This window comes from Arthrobacter sp. LjRoot78 (assembly GCF_964254335.1).
Taxonomy (GTDB): Bacteria; Actinomycetota; Actinomycetes; order Actinomycetales; family Micrococcaceae; genus Arthrobacter.
The window spans coordinates 1983488-2001555 of sequence record NZ_CAXUTG020000001.1 but is presented as its reverse complement, the minus strand read 5'-3'; the positions used below and the strand labels follow the sequence as shown (position 1 = coordinate 2001555).

At 62.4% G+C, this 18068-nt stretch carries 15 protein-coding genes; 3 read left to right on the top strand and 12 right to left on the bottom strand.

Going from position 1 to position 18068, the window contains the following annotated elements; translation table 11 throughout:
• The first annotated feature begins 10 nt into the window (after nucleotides 1–10).
• Nucleotides 11–562 carry a DUF3090 domain-containing protein gene (locus ACSQ1X_RS09185; protein ID WP_436057430.1) on the top strand — a complete coding sequence of 184 codons (552 nt, stop codon included), beginning with the start codon at nucleotides 11–13 and terminating at the stop codon, nucleotides 560–562.
• Complete coding sequence (locus ACSQ1X_RS09180; RefSeq protein WP_436057429.1) at nucleotides 562–1329, top strand: SCO1664 family protein; 768 nt, start codon at nucleotides 562–564, stop codon at nucleotides 1327–1329. Before ACSQ1X_RS09185 ends, ACSQ1X_RS09180 begins: the two co-directional genes overlap by 1 nt.
• A 529-nt stretch (nucleotides 1330–1858) precedes the next feature.
• On the opposite strand, the gene ACSQ1X_RS09175 is transcribed toward ACSQ1X_RS09180, so the two are convergent.
• From ACSQ1X_RS09175 to ACSQ1X_RS09125, 11 genes are all read right to left on the bottom strand, one after another.
• Nucleotides 1859–2857 carry an aldo/keto reductase family protein gene (locus ACSQ1X_RS09175; protein WP_436057428.1) on the bottom strand — a complete coding sequence of 333 codons (999 nt, stop codon included), beginning with the start codon at nucleotides 2855–2857 and terminating at the stop codon, nucleotides 1859–1861.
• A 101-nt stretch (nucleotides 2858–2958) separates the two neighbouring features.
• A complete protein-coding gene (locus ACSQ1X_RS09170) occupies nucleotides 2959–3894 on the bottom strand; it encodes a carbohydrate kinase family protein (RefSeq protein WP_436057427.1) in 936 nt (311 codons plus the stop codon).
• A 75-nt stretch (nucleotides 3895–3969) separates the two neighbouring features.
• The gene (locus tag ACSQ1X_RS09165) at nucleotides 3970–5478 is read right to left on the bottom strand and encodes a glycoside hydrolase family 32 protein (RefSeq protein ID WP_436057426.1); all 1509 of its coding nucleotides are present in this window, start codon (nucleotides 5476–5478) and stop codon (nucleotides 3970–3972) included.
• Between the two features lie 106 nt (nucleotides 5479–5584).
• Nucleotides 5585–7192, bottom strand: coding sequence for an ABC transporter substrate-binding protein (locus ACSQ1X_RS09160; protein ID WP_436057425.1), 1608 nt, complete (start codon nucleotides 7190–7192; stop codon nucleotides 5585–5587).
• Nucleotides 7193–7260: 68 nt separating this feature from the next.
• Entirely contained in the window at nucleotides 7261–8223 is a 963-nt protein-coding gene (locus ACSQ1X_RS09155; RefSeq protein ID WP_436057424.1) for a carbohydrate ABC transporter permease, read from the bottom strand.
• Between the two features lie 7 nt (nucleotides 8224–8230).
• Nucleotides 8231–9040 (bottom strand): ABC transporter permease, encoded by an 810-nt coding sequence (locus ACSQ1X_RS09150; RefSeq protein ID WP_436057423.1) that lies wholly within the window; start codon nucleotides 9038–9040, stop codon nucleotides 8231–8233.
• Nucleotides 9041–9201: 161 nt separating this feature from the next.
• The gene (locus ACSQ1X_RS09145) at nucleotides 9202–10245 is read right to left on the bottom strand and encodes a LacI family DNA-binding transcriptional regulator (RefSeq protein WP_436057422.1); all 1044 of its coding nucleotides are present in this window, start codon (nucleotides 10243–10245) and stop codon (nucleotides 9202–9204) included.
• A 471-nt stretch (nucleotides 10246–10716) separates the two neighbouring features.
• Nucleotides 10717–11145, bottom strand: coding sequence for a hypothetical protein (locus ACSQ1X_RS09140; protein ID WP_436057421.1), 429 nt, complete (start codon nucleotides 11143–11145; stop codon nucleotides 10717–10719).
• Nucleotides 11111–13087, bottom strand: a complete 1977-nt coding sequence (locus tag ACSQ1X_RS09135) for an amino acid transporter (protein ID WP_436057420.1) — start codon at nucleotides 13085–13087, stop codon at nucleotides 11111–11113. Before ACSQ1X_RS09135 ends, ACSQ1X_RS09140 begins: the two co-directional genes overlap by 35 nt.
• A gap of 169 nt (nucleotides 13088–13256) precedes the next feature.
• Nucleotides 13257–13934 carry a response regulator gene (locus ACSQ1X_RS09130; protein ID WP_436057419.1) on the bottom strand — a complete coding sequence of 226 codons (678 nt, stop codon included), beginning with the start codon at nucleotides 13932–13934 and terminating at the stop codon, nucleotides 13257–13259.
• Nucleotides 13931–16504: a DUF4118 domain-containing protein gene (locus ACSQ1X_RS09125; RefSeq protein WP_436057418.1), complete on the bottom strand. Its 2574-nt coding sequence runs from the start codon at nucleotides 16502–16504 to the stop codon at nucleotides 13931–13933. Before ACSQ1X_RS09125 ends, ACSQ1X_RS09130 begins: the two co-directional genes overlap by 4 nt.
• Before the next feature lie 36 nt (nucleotides 16505–16540).
• On the opposite strand from ACSQ1X_RS09125, the gene ACSQ1X_RS09120 reads away from it, so the two are divergent.
• Nucleotides 16541–16834, top strand: a complete 294-nt coding sequence (locus ACSQ1X_RS09120; RefSeq protein WP_436057417.1) for a hypothetical protein — start codon at nucleotides 16541–16543, stop codon at nucleotides 16832–16834.
• 560 nt (nucleotides 16835–17394) lie between these two features.
• On the opposite strand, the gene ACSQ1X_RS09115 is transcribed toward ACSQ1X_RS09120, so the two are convergent.
• Nucleotides 17395–17904 carry a hypothetical protein gene (locus ACSQ1X_RS09115; RefSeq protein ID WP_436057416.1) on the bottom strand — a complete coding sequence of 170 codons (510 nt, stop codon included), beginning with the start codon at nucleotides 17902–17904 and terminating at the stop codon, nucleotides 17395–17397.
• Nucleotides 17905–18068 lie beyond the last annotated feature (164 nt).

Sequence of the window (18068 nt, the reverse complement as noted above, 5' to 3'; positions counted from 1 at the left end):
GAATACTGACATGCCTACACTTGTTCACGAGTTTGCCTGGCCTGATCGGGTCGTCGTTGGCACCATTGGCCTTCCGGGTGCGCGCACGTTCTACCTGCAGGTGCGGGCAGGGACGCAGATCGTGAGTATTGCCCTGGAGAAGCAGCAGTCGGCTCTGCTCGCGGAGAAGATCGACGAAATTCTCGACCAGCTTCTCGCCGTCGAGGGCAACCCCCACAGCGTTCCCACCAGTACTCCCATTGAGTTGGTTGACAATGACCAGCTCGAGGCCGTTCAGGAGCAGTTTCGGACCGGCGCCATGAGTTTAGGTTGGGACCCGACGACGGCGCAGGTCGTGATAGAGGCCTACCCGATCACCGATGTCGACACAGATAACAACGACGAATCGCTTGAGGACGAAGCTGACGTGCCCGAAATGCTGCTGGTGCGGATGCCGGTTGGCACCGCCCGCGCATTTGCTAAGCGCACGCGTGAGGTTGTGGGCGCCGGGCGTCCCGCGTGCCCGCTCTGCGGTTACCCCGTAGACGCCGACGGGCACGTCTGCACTCTGCCCGAGGTCTGATGCCGGCGCCCGACCTGTTCACGGCCGAGCTGACGCTCACTGGGCGCATCACCACGGCGTCGAACGCTACATTTCTGGGCAGCATCGGCGACACGACAGTCGTCTATAAGCCGATAGCCGGGGAGAAACCGCTGTGGGATTTTCCCGACGGCTTCCTTGCCCACCGGGAGGTTGCCGCCTATCTGGTTTCGGAGGTCCTCGGCTGGAACGTGGTGCCACGCACCTGGCTGCGCGATGGTCCGTTCGGCGCAGGGATGGTGCAGCTGTGGCAGGAGACAGACCCAGACCAAAACGCGGTGGACCTCGTTGCGTCGGACGACGTACCGGAGACCGGTTGGAAACACGTCCTCGAGGGTCAGGATGAGAACGGACGGATGGTCGCCCTCATACACGAGGACTCTCCGGTGCTTAGACGCATGGCGGTGTTCGACGTCGTCGTGAACAACGCCGACCGTAAAGGCGATCACATCCTTGCCATGACGGACGGACACCGGCACGGCGTGGACCACGGGCTCACCTTTCACCGTGACCACAAGCTGCGCACGGTGCTGTGGGGATGGCTGGGAGACGCTCTGACCGCCGAGGAACGCGACGGCATAGACCGTGTCAGCGAAGGACTGCACGGTGGGCTGGGCCGGGACCTGGCGGACTTGCTCAGCGCCGAAGAAATCGCATCGCTAGCCGCGCGCTGCGCCCGATTGCGCCTGGCAGGGCGGTTTCCGGCTCCGAGCGGGGAAATGTCTGCGGTGCCCTGGCCGCTGTTCTAAGGTAATTACGGCTAAGGCTTCGCAGGCTGTACACGTTGATGGCATGGATCTGAAGGTAGCGGCGGAGCTCATCATTCCTGAGCACGAGCTCCGCTGGCGATTTTCCTGGGAGCGGAATTCGCTGCCCAAACGCCATAAGTGCTTCGGCGTCACACCATTTCCGTCATGTAGTCATCCAACAGGCCGGTAATGAACCGATATGGAAGACCAGCCAGACAGCAGCAGGTACCTCGCCTCGGGACATCAAGCTTAGAATCCGCAGTGTCATGTACGCCGCGCCGAAGGTATCCATGAACGGGTAGCAAGAAAAATGGCCCCCGAAGGGACCCTCATGTAGGGAGTTTGTCCACAGTCAGCGGCCCATTAGGCTGTTGACCTGCGCAGCCCTCGGTCGCGCTGGTTCGCTGGTTCGCTGTCAACGATCGGGTGCCGCGGTTCAACATTGCAGCGCGGGGCGGCGAGGCTTCGGTGGACGGTCGCTTTTCGAGGATTCCGTGAAGCGATGTCCTTTTAGCTCCGGCATTCCCTTTCACGGGCGGGTTTTGAAGGACTCCACCTTGGCGGGGTCTCGTTCGATGACCGGGTCCAGGATGTCATCGACCCGCGTCAGAAGGGCCGGGTCAAGTTTTACCCCGGCTGCGGTGGCGGTGTCGATGAGCTGCTCCGGGCGGGAGGCTCCGACGATGGCCGCAGAGACATTGGGGTTTTGAAGTACCCAGGCGACAGCCAGTGCGGGCATGGACAGCCCGGCCTCGGCAGCGAGCGGTTTGAGTTGCTGGACGCGGGTGAGGATGTTGTCGGTCAGGTAGCGGTTGTCTGACTTAAGTTTGCCGCCCTCGTCTGTGAAGCGGGATGCTGCCGGGGCTGGCCGGCCGGGGGCGTACTTTCCGGTGAGGACGCCTTGAGCCATGGGTGACCAGCAAATCTGTCCCAGTCCCAGCTCTTCGCAGGTGGGGACGATTTCTTGTTCGATGACCCGCCAGAGCAGGGAGTACTGGGGCTGGTTGGAGATCAGGTGAAATCCTAGTTCCCGGGCGAGGGCGGCGCCCGAGCGGATTTCTTCTACGGTCCATTCGGAGACTCCGATATAGAGGGCTTTGCCGTGACGGATGACGTCGGCGAAGGCTTGCATGGTTTCTTCAAGGGGTGTCTCGTAGTCGTAGCGGTGGGCCTGGTAGAGGTCCACGTAGTCGGTCTGCAGCCGCTTCAGGGAGGCATTGACGGATTCCATGATGTGCTTGCGGGACAGCCCGCGGTCATTCCGGCCCTCGCCGGTGGGGAAATAGACCTTGGTGAAGATCTCGACGCTTTCACGCCGCACACCGGTGAGCGCTTCACCGAGCGTGCGCTCCGCGCGGGTGCCGGCGTAGGTGTCCGCGGTGTCGAAGGTGGTAATGCCGAGGTCCAGGGCCTGCTGGACGCAGGCCGTGGCCGTGTCCTGGTCGATCTGTTCACCGTGGGTGACCCAGTTTCCGTAGGCCAGTTCGCTGATGTACATGCCGGAAGAACCAAGTTTGCGGTATTCCATGCTCGTAGTGCCTTTCGGAGTCAGGTGTTGCCTGCGGCTGCCGGCCCGGTGGCGGCGAGGGAGGATTTTGAGATGTCAAAAGTTGGGTCTTGCGGCGCCGGTTAAGATGCTGGCTGCAAATGGGCCCGGAGTTCCTGCAGGGTCGGCGGATTTGCGCCCGGGCGCCCCACTGTGATGGCCGCGGCCATGGATGCTGTGCGCCCCAGCTGCTCCAGAACAGCCGGTGCGAGGCCGTCAGTCCCCCGGGTGAGGAGCCCCAGGATGAGGGCAGCCATGTATGAGTCCCCCGCGCCGATAGTGTCAGCTACGACGGCTTCTACGGACGGGATGTGCAGCCGTGTCGCAGCCGTGGCGAGCAATGAACCTTGCGAGCCTTTGGTGATGACAGACAGACCGGCGCCCAGGCCCAGGAGATGCGTGGCGGTGTCATCCAAGGTCTTCCGGGGGTAGAGCCATTGGGCGTCCTCATCGCTGAGTTTGACGACGTCCGTGAGCTGCACCAGGTCTTCGAAGATGGATTTCGCCTCGGAGTGGCTGCCGAGCAGGGCGGGCCTGATGTTGGGGTCATACGTGATCGTGCAGACGTGGCGGCACTGCTGCAGGAGTGATTTGACCGCGGCCGCGCCCGGTGCCAGAAACGTGGCGATCGAACCGGTGTGAAGCACCTTTGGGACGTGGGCGGGAGCGACTGGTTCGAGGGCCCAGGAAATGTCGAAGTCGTAACTGGCGGATCCGTCACTGGCGAGTGTGGCGGTCGCTGTCGCCGTTCGGTCCAGGGAATTTGAGCCGGGAAGGAGCGTTACGCCCGCACTGCGCAGGTGCCGCTCGATGGCGGCACCGCGCTGGTCTTCGCCAAGGGCAGTCAGCAACCCGGTGTTGACGCCGAGCCGGCCCAGTCCGTATGCGACGTTGGCCGGTGACCCGCCCGGGTATTCGGTCGTCCCCTCCGGTGAGGTGACGACGTCGACGAGCGCCTCGCCGACAACAACGACGTCCAGGAGTTGCCGGGACGGTCCGGCGGACTCGAGATAATGCATGTCATGTCTTTCTTCAGGTGGGGTGTTGAGCGTCGACGGGGCGCGCCGGCCGCTTCGAACGGAAGCTCGTGCCAGCTATGCGTATTGAGTGATACTCAGGCTGTTGAGTGTTGCCGTGCCCCCGATGGCGTAGAGCGAGACCTCGGTGCTGGCGGCTGCGGGAAAGATCAGTTCGGTAAGGGTGACCTGGCCTCCCTGGGCGAAAACCTCCACGGAGCAGTGGTCCACATAGACGGTGAGCTCGTAGGATCCGCCGCTCGTCCGGATCGGGGCGGTGTCAAGGGAAGCGAAGGATTCATGGAAATCTATTTGCCCGGATTCTCTTCTGTCGACGATGATGAGCCCTTCCGTGGGCCGGATGCCGATACGGGTTCCCTGTGTTCGGTCGCCGCGGACGACTAGCCCGAATTCGTGGGCTGTTCCCGGGGTGAAAGCGAGGTCGATGCGTTGGACACTGCCGGCTGCGCCGTCCAGGACGTGATGACCTTCGGATATTTCGACTGCCGCGAGGCCGAACGACGGCGTAGCGTCAGGGGACGGGGAAAGATCTCCCGCGGCCTGCTGTACCAGACACCAGCTCCGGTCCATGCTCGCCAGGGACACTTCACGGACCAGGGACATGGGACTGCGCCATGGCGAGGTGGGGATTTGGTTGGCGTATTCCCAGTTGTTCATCCACGCGATCATGAGGCGGCGGTCGTCGGGAGCGTCGCTGAAGGAAACGGCGGCGTAGTAGTCGCGGCCCCAGTCGAGCCACTGGTATTCCCCCAGCCTGTCCGGATCCTGCAGACCTTCCGTGACCGTGGTGCTTGAGGTGAACGTTGTCCCGTCGAAGTCCCCGACGAAGTACTGCCCGGCCGAACCGCTGTTGGGGCCGCCGGGGTTGAGGTTTACCGTGAGTACCCATTTGAGATTTTCCGGGTTGCCGTCGACGGGCAGCGGGAAGAGGTCCGGGCATTCCCAGACGCCGCCGGTCGCGTTTGCCGGGCCGAAGGCACTCAGCAGCTCCCAGTTCTTGAGGTCGTGGGATTTGTAGAGGACCACCTGGAACTCCGTGGCTTCCACGGCGACCATGACCCAGTAGCTGCCGGCGTCGGCGTCGTAGCGGAAGACCTTGGGGTCGCGGAACTCAGCAGATCCCCGGTTCAAAACGGGGTTTCCGGAGTGCTTGGTCCAGGTGTAGCCCCCGTCCAGGCTGTAGGCCAGGGACTGGGCCTGCACGCCATGAAGTTCCGATGCCGGTTTGTAGGCGCTGGTGTAGACGGCGACGAGCGGCGGAGCCGAGTCGGTGCCGAATCCGCTGGTGTTGTCCCGGTCGAACACGACGCTGCCGGAGAAGATGTCTTCTTCCTCGTCGCAGGCGATGGCGACAGGGTGTTCGGTCCAGGTCAGCAGATCTGTTGAGGTGGCGTGCCCCCAGGACATGTTTCCCCAGACGTTGTCCATGGGGTTGTTCTGGTAGTAGAGGTGGAAGACGCCCTCATGATGAATCAGGCCGTTGGGGTCATTGAGCCAGGTGTTCCGGGCGGCGTAGTGCAGGGCCGGCCGGTACGTGTCGGCTGTCGTGGCAGTAGCGGCAGTCATGAAGAACGGTTCTCGTTTCTGTGCAGGTCTGGCGGGCCCCCGTTTGCAAGGGTTCCCTCAGGTGGGGCGGGCGGGCCGGTAGGCCGGCCCGCCCGTCTTGTTGGGGTTAGGAGTTCTTCTTGTAGCGGTCGTAGGCCTGCTGGTAGACCTCGATCATTTTCTCGACGCCGACGTTCTTGAGCTGGGTGACGTAGCCGTCCCATTCCTGCTCGATGCCGCCGGAGACGATCCATTTGGCGATGTTCTGCTTCACCAGGGATGCGGTGTCCGTCTCGATGCTGGTGATCTGCTGGAGTTCCTCGGTAGACAGTGCCACCGGGGGGTAGCCGTCGTTGCCGGCGAAGGGCTTGTAATTTTCCTCGACGGTTTTCTGGCGTTCCGCGGCGCGCGGTTCGGGGGCGACGACGGTTGTAAAGTTCTCGGCGGTGTTGGCCTTCGGCCCGCCCGGGGCGACCTTCTGGCGGCGTTCGCCTTCGCTGGTCCCGGCCGGCGCCGGGATCTGGGTCAGCAGGCCGCTGGCGTCTTTCTGGAGGGTTTCACCGATCGGCCCCCAGTTGGCCTGGGCTGACTGGATGGGGTCGTAGAGGTTGTCGGCCCAGCGCACGGTTGCTGCCGGGTACTTGTTGGCCCGGGTGATGGCGAATGCGCCGCGGGCGATTTCCTGGTTGTTGGACTGGCTGGCGATCCGCTTGCCGTCCACACCTTCCAGGACTGGGACGAGGGAGTAGTTTCCGGCACGGTCCGCGCCGACCATTTCGGGGACTTCCCACCAGACGAACGAGCCGAGGTTTTCCGTGGCCGCTTTGCCCTTGGCCAGGTACGCCTTGTCATCCTGGGAGAAGGATTCCGGGTCGATCAGGCCCTCCTGGTACCACTCGTGCAGGGTCTGGATGGCTTTTTTGTAGCCGTCCTGCGTGGGGGTAAAGATGACTTTGTCGTCCTGGACGATCCGGTGGTCCATGTTGTCCGGCACTCCGCCGAGGGCGGCGATCAGGTCAACGATGTCCCCGCACCATGAACCGGGCATGAAGCTCAACGGGATTGTCTTGCCGGTGCCGGACGCGTCCTGTGTTTTGAACGCGAGCAGGGCGTCATGGAACTCATCGATGGTCTTCGGCATCGGGATGTTGAGCTTTTTCAGCCAGGAGGTGTTGATTGCCAGCTCGTTGGGAAACTGGACCAGGCCAAGCTCTTCCACCGAAGGCAGGGAGTAGATATGCCCGTCCGAGGAGGTGATGGCTGCCTTGATGTCGGGGCGTTCCGAGAGCAGCTTGGAGAGGTTGGGTGCGTTCTTCTCGATGAGTCCCTCGAGCGGGATGAGGGTGCCGCTGGCGGAGTATGTGGCGATCTCGGCGTCGGTGAGGCCGGTGTTGAAGAAAGCGTCCGGCAGGTCTCCGCTGGCGAGGATGAGGTTTTTCTTTTCCTGGAAGACCGTCTCGGGCAGGTTTTCCCAGTCGACGTGGATGTTGGTGGCCTTTTCCCATTCCTTGACCACGGTCATGGTGTTGTAGTCCGGCGCCAGCGCCGCTTTCGTGCCGGAGAACTTGAGGGTGAGTTGCTTGCTGACGATCGGTAATCCGGTTTCCTGGAAACCGAAGTCGGCGGAGGCGTCCTTGATCTCGGTGGTGCCCGAGCCGCCGCCGGAGCAGGCGGTGAACGTCAATGTTCCGGCCAGGATGGCGCCGAGGGCGGTGTATTTGCGGCTGATTGCCATGGTCTTCCTATTCTGAGGTGGGTTTGCTGGCGTCCGAGGGCGGACGCCCATGAGGTATTGGGGAGGAGTTATTTGACGGCGCCGATCATGGCGCCCTTGGTGAAGTGCTTCTGCATGAATGGCAGGGCAATCATGAGTGGCAGGCTCGAGACGACGATCATGGCGTACTTGGTGAGCTCTGCGATGCGTTGCGCGGCAGCATAGGATTCGATGTCCCCGCCGGTGGTTCCGGTGGAGGAGACATCTGACTGGATGAGGATGTTGCGCAGCACGAGCTGCAGCGGGTATTTGGAGTCATCGTTCAGGAAGATCAGTGCGTCGAAGAACGAGTTCCAGTGCGCCACGACGTGGACCATGATCATGAGCATGATCAGTGGCTTGGACAGGGGAAGCACCATCTGGAAGAAGAACTTGAAGTCAGTGGCCCCGTCCATCTGCGCAGCTTCGCGCAGTTCGTTCGGGATGGTGTGTTCAAAGAAGGACCTGGCGATGATCAGGTTCCACACGCCCACGGCGCCCGGCAGTACCACCGCCCAGACTGTGTCCAGCATGCCCAGGTCCCGGACGACCAGGTATTTGGTGATGAGGCCGCCGTCGAAGAACATGGTGATCACGAAAAGGAGCATCAGGATCTTGCGTCCGGGCATGTCCTTACGGGACAGCGCGTACGCTCCGCACAGGATGGTGCTGACGCTGATGGCGGTGCCGAGGACGGTGTAGACGACGGTGTTGCCCAAGCCGTTCCAGATCCGGCTGTCGGCGAAGATCCGCTCGTAGCCTTCAGTGGTTACCCCGGAGGGGAACAGCCAGACCTTGCCCTCGTAGACAGCGTTGGGGTCGCTGATGGAGGCAATGACGATGAAGTACAGCGGGTAAACCACAGCCAGGATGGACAGCAGCAGGACAGTAGTGGCGGCGATGTTGAAGACGCGGTCACCGTACTTGTCCCGGAGCGTCGGCTTGGGGCGCGGGTGGCGGCCGCGGTTCACGGTCGGGTTGTCGATAGTGCGGGGGTTGGTTGTCAGAGACATTTCGGCATCACCACAGGGTCGCTTGGTTGGCCCGGCGCGCAATCGTGTTGAAGACGAGCAGCAGCGCCAGATTGAGGAGGGAGTTGAACAGGCCGATTGCGGCCGAGTAGCTGAACTGCGCCTGCTGCAGGCCCGCGTGGTAGACGTAGGTCTGGATGATCTCCGAGGTCGAGAGGTTCAAAGGCGTCTGCATCAGCAGCGCCTTCTCGAAACCGACGTTCAGCAGGTTGCCGATAGCCAGGATGAACAGGATCGTCACGACGGGCATGATGCCCGGCAGGTCGATGTGCCGGATGCGCTGGAGCTTGGAGGCGCCGTCGACCTTGGCCGCGTCATGGAGCGCCGGGTCAATGGCCGCCAGGGCTGCCAGGTACACGATCATGGAGAATCCGGCGTTTTGCCAGACATCCGAGATCACGTAGATGGGGCGGAACCACTCCGCGGAGCCCATGAAGAAGATCGGCTCGCCGCCGGCCAGCTGAATTGCGTTGTTGACGAGCCCGGATCGGGGGGACAGGACCACGAACATGATGCCGACCACCACGACGGTGGAAATGAAAGCGGGCGAATAGAGCACGGTCTGGGTGAACTTCTTGAACCTCTCACTCTGGAGCTGGTTGACCAGCAACGCCAGAATGATGGGGACCGGAAAAGCCAGCAAAAGGCCGAGGACCGCTATCCAGAGTGTGTTTCCGACGACCTGGCCGAACTGGTAGGAGTTTACGAACCTGATGAAGTGCGTCAGGCCCACCCAGGGGCTGTCGGTGAACCCGTCTACGGGGTTGTAGTTCTTGAACGCGATCTGTACGCCATACATTGGCCAGTACTTGAAGACCAGTATGTAGATGATGGAGGGGGTTAGTAATACGTATAACTGCCAGGCCCGGGAAATTCTCTTCAGGCGGAGCGAAAGAGAAATTTTTTGTAGCGGCAACGGCGCCGCCGACGGACGCCCGCGTCGGGCCGGTATGGTGCGGCTCATGGCATCTCCTTAGGATGAGTCACTGAATTCCGTTCAATCAGAGGGCAGTCCATCAGCTCGACCCGGCCATCGGGTTCCGCGTCCTGGAGGATCAGTTCAACCGCACGCCGGCCCATGGCGACGAACGGCAATTCAAGGGTGGTAAGACCGGGTCGCAGGTGGGGCGCCAGGATGGCCTGGTTATCGAATCCGACTATCGAGACGTCGCCGGGGATCGAGAGGCGCAGGTCCGAGATGGCCTGGTAGGCCCCCCAAGCGGTCCGGTCGTTCGCGCAGAATATGGCTGTCGGTGGCTTCGGGGCAGTCATTAGCTCCATGGCGTACCGGTAACCGTCTTCCTCTCCTCCTCCGCCGAAACGGACCAGAGCGGGATCGACGTCCAGACCTGCCTCCTCGAGGGCTGCGGCGTAGCCCTCGTAACGGCCGACAGCAGCAGGCAGCCCGCTCTCCAAGGTCTCGATGTTGATCAGCCCTATCCGGCGGTGCCCTGCGTCAAGCAGCCGGCGCGTGGCGGCATAACCGCCCTTGACTTCGTCGGGGGCGACGCTCGGGAGGCGGCGGGCCCGGTCCTGGGAGTTCAGTACCACCGACCGCACGCCCGCCAGGGCTTCCGGAACGTCAAGCCGCCTGTGATACATAGCGCCGTAGACAATTCCTGCGACCTTGTAGGAGAGCATGGTGTCCAGGGACGCGGCTTCAAGGTCTTTGTCTCCGCCGGTGTTCATTGTCAGCAGGAGGAGCCCGTCCTCCCAGGCCCGTTCCTGCGCTCCCTCGATGATGGCCCCGGCAAAAGGGGAGGTCGCAACGGAGTCGCCAATGAATCCGATCATGCCGGCCACGCCGTCGCGAAGAACTTTGGCATGGGCGTTGGTGCGGTAGCCGAGCCGATCCACAGCGTCACGAACCCGCTTACGGGTCTCCTCGGAAAAGCGCGACCCGGACGCCGAATTCAGAACCAGGGACACCGTGGCCTGCGAGACGCCGGCAGCGGCGGCGACATCATGCATCGTCGGTCCCGACTTTGGCCGTGATCCAGCCATGGGCACCTCCTTGGGCCAATCGATTTTCTGGTAGTTATTCGTATAACTTGAGATGAACTGTATCGTTCATCACATCGATCGTCAACATAGGGAACAAACCACTCTGGGCGGACCGACGGGCAACCAAACACCACTGCCTGATTTGCAGGCAGAATACACATCCGCGGTTGCGGAAAGTGGCTGGTGCGCGCAACTGAGCGGCCCAAAGCAGTACCATGACGTCATACTGGAGGCTGTCGCTTCGGCCGCCGTCGACTCCTTCTTCCAGGGTCCGACGGCATGATTCCACGCTACTCTGAAGAAAGGTCTCGTGTCGGCTCAGGAATTGGCTTTGAATCTCCAAGAAGTCAGTTTTGAGGATCCGCGTGCTGCCCGATTACGGGATCTGCTGAGCAAGGAACTCCTGGATGTCGTGGAAAACTGTTGTATTACGAGACCCCAAGTGTGTCTGTTTCTTGCCACCGATTCTTGTCAACGTGGCAACTGGCCTGCCCCGATCTGTGCGGCAACTTTTTCCACTTCCTCATAGCTGGTTGGCATGTTGTCCCGGAAGGCCGCATCGGCCTCTGCACGGCTGACGTTGGCAGCGAGCACTCGAACGTGAATTAATTCCTCGTGGGATTCGCTGCATGCCAAGACGTCTCCGCGGTGGCGGGAGGTGTGGGCGTCATCGGTCGGAAATGGGTGGAAAATGATCCACCAGGTCCCGCCAGACTTGTCCTTGAAGAGGTAGTCGCCCGGTGGCCGGTAGGCGATGCCGTCCACGCCGCGGCCACCGTAGCCTTCGACGCTCTCGGCAGCTGCGGCGAACCTCAGCCCGGATGGTCGGCGCTCCCCCAATCCGCCCTCACGCCAACGCTCGTCGTTAGCCAACATGGACCCAGGGGCGTTGGGTGACATCGGGTACTGCTTCCCGGAGCACTTCTCTCGTAACGGGAGCGATTTCGCCTTCGCCAAGGAACAGGAACCGCAGGAGGTTGGTGACCGGGTTCCCTTCCGTCCAACGGAAGTAGATGTGTGGCATGAGCCCGGTGGCATCGCGGATGTGGAGTAGCACCGAAGCGATGGTGTTCGGGACGACGGGCCCGTGCACTTCCAGAATCCGGTAGCCGTGCCGGATCACTCCGTGCACCTGCAGTTCCGTTTCGAAGTCCGAGGAGTCATCGACGATCACTTCAAGGAACAGGGCTTCGTTTTCCAAGGGCAGGTGGCTGACCTCAATGGCAGAGGTGAGCTTCTCCCGGTAGGCGTCGGCGCTGAGCCGGAGTGGTTCGTGGGCGATGATCGCGATAGGCCCTTCGAGGGTGTCGGACATGAATTCCAGGGCCTGCCGGTCCAGGTGGACGTGGGTTGCGTGCAGTTCGAAGGAACGGCGGACGCGGGAGAGCAGGGAGATCACGATGATGCCCAGGATGAAGATCCCGGCGATCCTGATGCCTTCGGGGCGTTCAAAGATGTTGGCGATGGTGGTGTAGGTGAAAACCACCGAGATGGCGCCGAAGCCGATGGTGCGTTTGCGCTGGTTGCGGCGGCGGGCCGATAGGGTCACGGCGATTGCTGCTGAGGTCATCAGGACCAGGACGCCGGTGGCGTATGCGCCCCCTTGGGCGTCGACGTCGGCCTCGAAGAGGTAAGTGATGAGGAAACCGATCAGGGTGAACACCAGTACCAGGGGGCGGACGGCTTTGGCCCATTCCGGTGCCATGCCGTATCGGGGCAGGTAGCGCGGGACCAGGTTCAGTAGTCCAGCCATCGCTGAGGCGCCGGCGAACCACAGGATGGCGATGGTGCTGATGTCGTAGATGCTGCCGAATCCGACGCCGAGGTATTCGTGTGCCAGGAAGGCCAGGGCACGGCCGTTGGCCTGTCCGCCGGGCTGGAATGCCTGCTCGGGTATCAGGACGACTGTGATGAAGCTGGTGGTGACCAGGAAGCAGCTCATTATCACGGCAGCGGTGGTCAGCATGCGGCGGGTGCCACGGATACGGCCCGCAGGGTTTTCCTCGGTGTCGGTTTCGTCACCGCTGACCTGCGGCATGACGGCTACTCCTGTTTCGAAGCCGGACAGGCCGAGGGCAAGTTTAGGGAAGACGAGCAGGGCGATTCCCACGACCATGAACGGGTCCCCGTGCGAGGTCCATAGGATCGTCCACCAATTACCCATGGCAAACGGGTGGTTGAACACCTCTATGAGGGTAGCGGCGACAACTACGGCGTTGAGGCCCAGGTAGAGGACGACGAGCGTGACGGCAACCCCGATGGCTTCCTTGAAGCCGCGTAGGAAGACCGCCGCCAGCAGTGCCAACAGGAAGAGGGTGACCAGGATGTTCTGGCCCTGCAGCCATCCGGGGGCGACGGGGTTTTGAATTAGGTGTGCGCTGGCGTCCGCGGCAGAAAGAGTCATGGTGATCATGAAGTCGGTTGCAGCGAATCCGAGCAGCATCAGGACGAAGAGTTTGCCGCCCCAGCGGGGAAGGAGCCGTTCAAGCATGGCGATGGAACCTTCGCCGCGGTGGCTTTCCCCCGCGACTCGGCGGTAGACCGGCAGTGCGCCGAGCAGGGTGACGGCGACGAGGACCATTGTTGCCAGCGGTGAAATCACGCCTGCGGCAAAGGCAGCGATGGCCGGCTGGTAGCCCAGAGTGGAGAAGTAGTCGACGCCGGTCAGGCACATGACCTGCCACCAGGGGTGCTTCTTCTCGTGGGCAGTGGTGATGCCGCCAGGGCCAAGGTGGGTGCCCTTGCTGTCCTGGAGTCCGAACAGCAACCAGTTCTTCAGGGCCTGCTTGCCGGCGGGTTTGAGGGCCGATGGATCAGCCGGGGGCCTGCTCAACGTGGTCATGGATTCCTTTCCGCGCGGCGCACCGCACCGCACCGCCGATAATGCCGAAGCTAACACCGGCGAAGAGCACCGAATCGCAGAAAGTGCATTTATTGACGAATCATTTACACCGCCGTCGTTACCTTTGCCCGGAGCGGCCGGGCGGCGATCCAGGTATCTTGCAGCGGCGTTATGGTTCGAAGCGGTAGCCCATTCCGGCTTCGGTGAGCAGGTGACTGGGCCGAGCTGGCTGGGCTTCGAGTTTTCGCCGCAGCTGTCCCATGTAGACGCGCAGATAGTGGGTCTCACCCTCGTAACCAGGGCCCCAGACCTTGGCCAGCATTTGTTGCTGCGTGATGAGCCGTCCGGGGTTACGAACCAGCAGCTCCAGGATGGCCCACTCCCTCGGGGTGAGCCGTACTGTTACTCCGCCGCGAATCACCTTGCGGTTTGCGAGGTCCACTGCGAAGTCCCCGACGTCAACGGTCCGTTCCTCCGCGTCAGATGTGCCCAGGCGGCGTTCTGCGACCCGCAACCGTGCGAGGAGTTCGTCCAGCCCAAAGGGTTTGGTGACATAGTCGTCCGCTCCGGCGTCGAGGGCCCGGACTTTGTCCACGGACCCGTGCCGGGCCGAGAGGACAATGATCGGTGTGGTGCTAGAACGGCGGATCCTGGTTATGACGTCCACTCCGTTGATATCCGGCAAACCCAGGTCCAGGACGATCAGATCCGGGTGGTTTTTTTCGGCGTGCAGGAGCGCCGTTGTCCCGTCCAGCGCAGTGAGTACCTGGTAGCCCTCAAGCTGGAGGTTCACCTGCAACGCGCGCAGGAGTTGGGCCTCATCATCCACGACAAGTACAGTCCTCATGGCGTGCCGCTTCCCTTGCCATGCGGTTCGGTGCGGGTGAGCTGAGGGCCGGTGGAAAGGGGCAACCGGATCACGACCGTCAGCCCCCCTCCCGGCGTCGCCTCCGCCGTCAGCTGTCCGCACATCGCTTCGGTGAACCCCTTGGCAACGGCAAGTCCCAGTCCTATACCGAGTCCTTCCGGCGCGTCATCCAGCCGTTGGAACGGCTCAAACATGGCGACCACGTCCTCTGCAGGCACACCCTGGCCATGGTCCACAATCCGGAGTTCGCCGCAAGGGCGACCGTTGATGGTGGAGGCCCCCGATCCGGTGGATGGGCCGACGATGACGATATCGGAACCGGCTGCATATTTCAGGGCGTTCTCAACGATGTTGGCGATGACGCGTTCCAGCATGCCAAGGTCTGCGTCGATGGGGGGCATGTTGGGGGCCAGGTCGACGCGTATATTTCCTTGAGGGAGTCCTCGCAGGGCGTCTTCGATGGCGTCGCGCCAGGTCACCGGGGATGTGAGCGGAGCAGCGGATCCGCTCGATATTCGGGACATGTCCAAGAGATTGCCGATCAGGGAATCAAGGCGGTCGGTGTAGGAATCAATGGTGTCCAGCATTTCATCCTGGATCTCTTCCGGAAGCCGTCTTTTTTGGCGCTGCAGCGAAGTGACCGCAAGCTTGATACCTGCCAACGGTGTCCGGAGGTCATGGCTGACGGCGCGCAGGATGGATGTCCGGATACTGTTGCCCTCAGCCATCCGCGTGGTGTCTTTCAGCCTGAGCTGAAGTGCATGTCGCTGCCTAAGCAGGAGCAGGTGGGCCGCGTGCGCTGTCAGCAGGCGCCGGTCCCCGGCGGTGAGGGTTTTGCCGGAGACCGCCAGGGCTGTCTGCTGATCCGCCAGTGCATAAGCGCCGTTGCCGGGTTCCTCCGCGCCCGGCAGCGCAGGCGGGACCTCTCCTGCATGTGCCCGCAGTTCCCACTCGCTGCCAGTGTCCTCCCTGGTGAATAGCCCCGCCGAGCCGGCATGGAAGGTCTCACGGACTTTGTCCAGAAACGCCGCTATGGTGTCATCTTCGATGAGTGCGTCCCTGGCCAAATCCGCCAGGGTTGCCGCCTCAGCCCGGGCTCGGGCAGCCTCTTGCGTTCGCTTCGCCGAAAGTCCTACCAGCAGGGCCACCGTGATGGCCGCGCCCAGGAACACCAGGAGCGCGAAGAGATTCTGCGGGTCATTGATGCGCAATGTTCCGACCGGGTCCGTCTCGAAGTAATTGAGCAGCAATGAATCGAGGAGCGCTGCCAGCACGGCCGGCCAGAGACCTCCGATAAACGCCACCGCCATTACTCCGGTGAGGTGCACCAGAACATGGGTGGCCAAGTTCAGTTCCGGAGTCAATGACAGAACGGATGTGGCGAGGGCCGGGATGAGCACCGCAAGGATAAGACCGGCTGTTGTCCTGGCCCTGCCCAGCCCCCACGGGTTTGCCCTCGGCAGTCCGCCAGCGGCTGAAGGGTGGGAAACCATGTGGACGTCAATGTCTCCGGAACCCCGAACTACTTTGGAGGGAACGTCCCTGCCAAGCAGACGGTTGGGAAACCGGCTCCGAGAGATCCCAATGACGAGCTGGGTTGCGTTGACACTGTGGGCAAACTCCAACAAAGCGGCTGCTTCGTCCTCGCCGGAGATGGTATGGAAGCTGCCACCGAGGCCTGTCACGAGTTGGCGCTGCTCTGCCAGGGCTGACAGCGATTCCTTGGGCCGGCCGGCCGAAGGGCGCACATGAACGGCCAGAAAGTCACCGCCATTGACCCTCGAAAGAATCCTCGATGCGCGCCGGATGATCGCATCGTCCCCAGGATTTCCCGCGACACCGACGACGATGCGTTCCCTGGCCGGCCAGTTCTCTGTGATGCCATGGCTGGCCCGGTATTTCGCGAGCCCCTCATCCACACTGTCCGCGAGCCAGATCAGTGCCATCTCGCGGAACGCGATGAGGTTGCCAAGCCGAAATTCATTAGCCAGGGCGGCGTCAACCGCGCCTCGGGGATAAATGTTCCCATCCGCGATCCGCTGACGCAGTAGTTCCGGAGAAATATCCACGAGCTCGATGTGGTCTGCCCCGCGAACGATCTCATCGGGCACCGTTTCCTTTTGCGTCACCTGAGTGATGCCGGATACGACGTCTTCCAGAGATGCCAGGTTCTGGATACTGATGGTGGAGAGCACATCAATGCCCGCGCTGAGCAGCTCCTCGATGTCCTGCCACCGGTAACGATTCCTGCATCCGGAAGCATTAGCGTGGGCAAACTCATCAACGACAGCAACCTCGGGATGCCGGGCCAACACGGCGTCGACGTCCATCTCCGGCCGGTCAAAACCATTGTGTTCCTCCGACATCGGGGCCACCGCCTCAAGGTACCTCAGCAGCTCCCGTGTCTGCACCCGGCCATGGTCCAAAGCGATGCCCACAGCAACATCCCTGCCGCTGGTCACCATCTGGTGGGCCTCCTGCAACATCGCAAAGGTCACGCCCGCCCCTGGCGCCGCACCCAGAAATATGCGAAGAGTTCCCCTGGCCATGTCCACAGTCTGTCAGCTCGCATCAGGTCCAGCGCCATGATTCTTCCAACATGGTCCGACTACGCACATGGCGGCCGCCAGTTACCGGTGCCAGAACGCCATTCCATCCGGCTGCCCGACGACGTGCTGGTCCGGGCTCTGGAATACCTGCTGGGAGCAAAACTCGTCGCGTACATCGGGGCCGTGAAGGAAACCCGGGCCGTCCGGCAATGGGCGGACGGGGAACGGAAACCCTCCGCCGACGTGATGCACCGGCTCCGCCGAGGCAAGCTGGACGACGCCTGCCCGCAGGTCCTGGCCGCCGCGCACGCGTTCGCGGCCGCAGGCTGACCGCGTGGTTTCTGCACAACTGACTGCGGCCGAGGCCGCCGGCAGGGTCTGGCAAGTCGACTTCCACCCGGAACCGTGGCCCTAGAGCGGCCGGAAATGGATCGGCTGAATAACGGACACGCCGATCACGTCCACCGCCTGACCAGAGCACCCCCTCGACGGTAAGCAGCATCGGCAGGAAAGAGAGCCAGGTGTCTGGCAAACGACTACCTTAACCGTCGGCGTCCCCTCGGCTTCCGTCCGAGCTCGGCGGAGCCCAGCGATGTCACTGCACCGCCGATCGGGCCGCCGGCGCCGTAGACCAAGGCCGTTCGGCCACGTAACAGGCCGGTTGGCTCTGCACCGTTGTCCAGCAGCAATGCGGTCCTCCTGCCGGAGTGGTCAATTCCTCCACTATCTTCTCGTCGTCGGCAGGTGGCAAGGGCACGGCTCCGTTCGAGCCCTGAAAATGGCGCTCACCACGGCGACAAACTTTGGCCTCGTCGTAGGTGCCGCCGTGAGCGCTGGCGCGGCTGTGGCCGCCGTCCTGGTCTTCTATGAGGCCTGTAGTCTCCGCCGGATCACTCCCCGCGGTCGAGAAGGCCCGCTTCCTTTCGAAGTTGAACCGAATTCGGGAAGTATTCCAGCGTCATCTGGATGCGGTTGTCGGGGTGGGCCAGAAACCATTCGTAGGCGTGGTCGTCGGCCGCCCGCCAACAGGGCTTCGGCAGGCCAGTGAGCTTCCGGGCCGTCCGTCCCTGCCACTCTTCTTTGACGTTGAAGTAGCCCTGGAGGACGCCGATGCCGAAGAGGGCGCCGAAGAACAGCATGACCAGCGTCAGGAGCGGCATCTTGAACAACACCAGGACTCCGAAGATCAGGCACGCCAGGGTGGCCGGGAGAAAAATGAAGACAGCTGCCAGAAGGCTGAAGTAGAAGGACCGGATCAGTTTATGATCCCCGCCGCCTGAACTGGCCCCGATGCCCCATTCCTCCTTGGTGTATGCGTACAGGGTTTTACCCGTCATCGGATACCCGTAGTAGTAGGGGCGGTTCACTATCAGCCGGAAGTGCTCTTCGTCCGTGGTCACGGCATTGATCCTATCTGCCTGTCATTGGTGAGTTTCCTGGTCCGCCAGCCCAGCTGCCGCCCGATTCCCAAGCCTTCCAGGGGGACCTCGCACGGCCACCGGCTGCCGGTCAGTGCCGCCCGGTACTGGTTGCCGGCCAGGGAAACTCTCCCGGCCCAAGACTT

Coding starts and splice junctions, on each gene's coding strand:
- ACSQ1X_RS09155 (WP_436057424.1), bottom strand. CDS start 8,223: ATGTCTCTGACAACCAACCCCCGCACTATCGACAACCCGACCGTGAAC.
- ACSQ1X_RS09180 (WP_436057429.1), top strand. CDS start 562: ATGCCGGCGCCCGACCTGTTCACGGCCGAGCTGACGCTCACTGGGCGC.
- ACSQ1X_RS09170 (WP_436057427.1), bottom strand. CDS start 3,894: ATGCATTATCTCGAGTCCGCCGGACCGTCCCGGCAACTCCTGGACGTC.
- ACSQ1X_RS09135 (WP_436057420.1), bottom strand. CDS start 13,087: ATGACCACGTTGAGCAGGCCCCCGGCTGATCCATCGGCCCTCAAACCC.
- ACSQ1X_RS09145 (WP_436057422.1), bottom strand. CDS start 10,245: ATGGCTGGATCACGGCCAAAGTCGGGACCGACGATGCATGATGTCGCC.
- ACSQ1X_RS09165 (WP_436057426.1), bottom strand. CDS start 5,478: ATGACTGCCGCTACTGCCACGACAGCCGACACGTACCGGCCGGCCCTG.
- ACSQ1X_RS09150 (WP_436057423.1), bottom strand. CDS start 9,040: ATGTATGGCGTACAGATCGCGTTCAAGAACTACAACCCCGTAGACGGG.
- ACSQ1X_RS09125 (WP_436057418.1), bottom strand. CDS start 16,504: ATGGCCAGGGGAACTCTTCGCATATTTCTGGGTGCGGCGCCAGGGGCG.
- ACSQ1X_RS09120 (WP_436057417.1), top strand. CDS start 16,541: ATGATTCTTCCAACATGGTCCGACTACGCACATGGCGGCCGCCAGTTA.
- ACSQ1X_RS09130 (WP_436057419.1), bottom strand. CDS start 13,934: ATGAGGACTGTACTTGTCGTGGATGATGAGGCCCAACTCCTGCGCGCG.
- ACSQ1X_RS09140 (WP_436057421.1), bottom strand. CDS start 11,145: ATGTCACCCAACGCCCCTGGGTCCATGTTGGCTAACGACGAGCGTTGG.
- ACSQ1X_RS09185 (WP_436057430.1), top strand. CDS start 11: ATGCCTACACTTGTTCACGAGTTTGCCTGGCCTGATCGGGTCGTCGTT.
- ACSQ1X_RS09175 (WP_436057428.1), bottom strand. CDS start 2,857: ATGGAATACCGCAAACTTGGTTCTTCCGGCATGTACATCAGCGAACTG.
- ACSQ1X_RS09160 (WP_436057425.1), bottom strand. CDS start 7,192: ATGGCAATCAGCCGCAAATACACCGCCCTCGGCGCCATCCTGGCCGGA.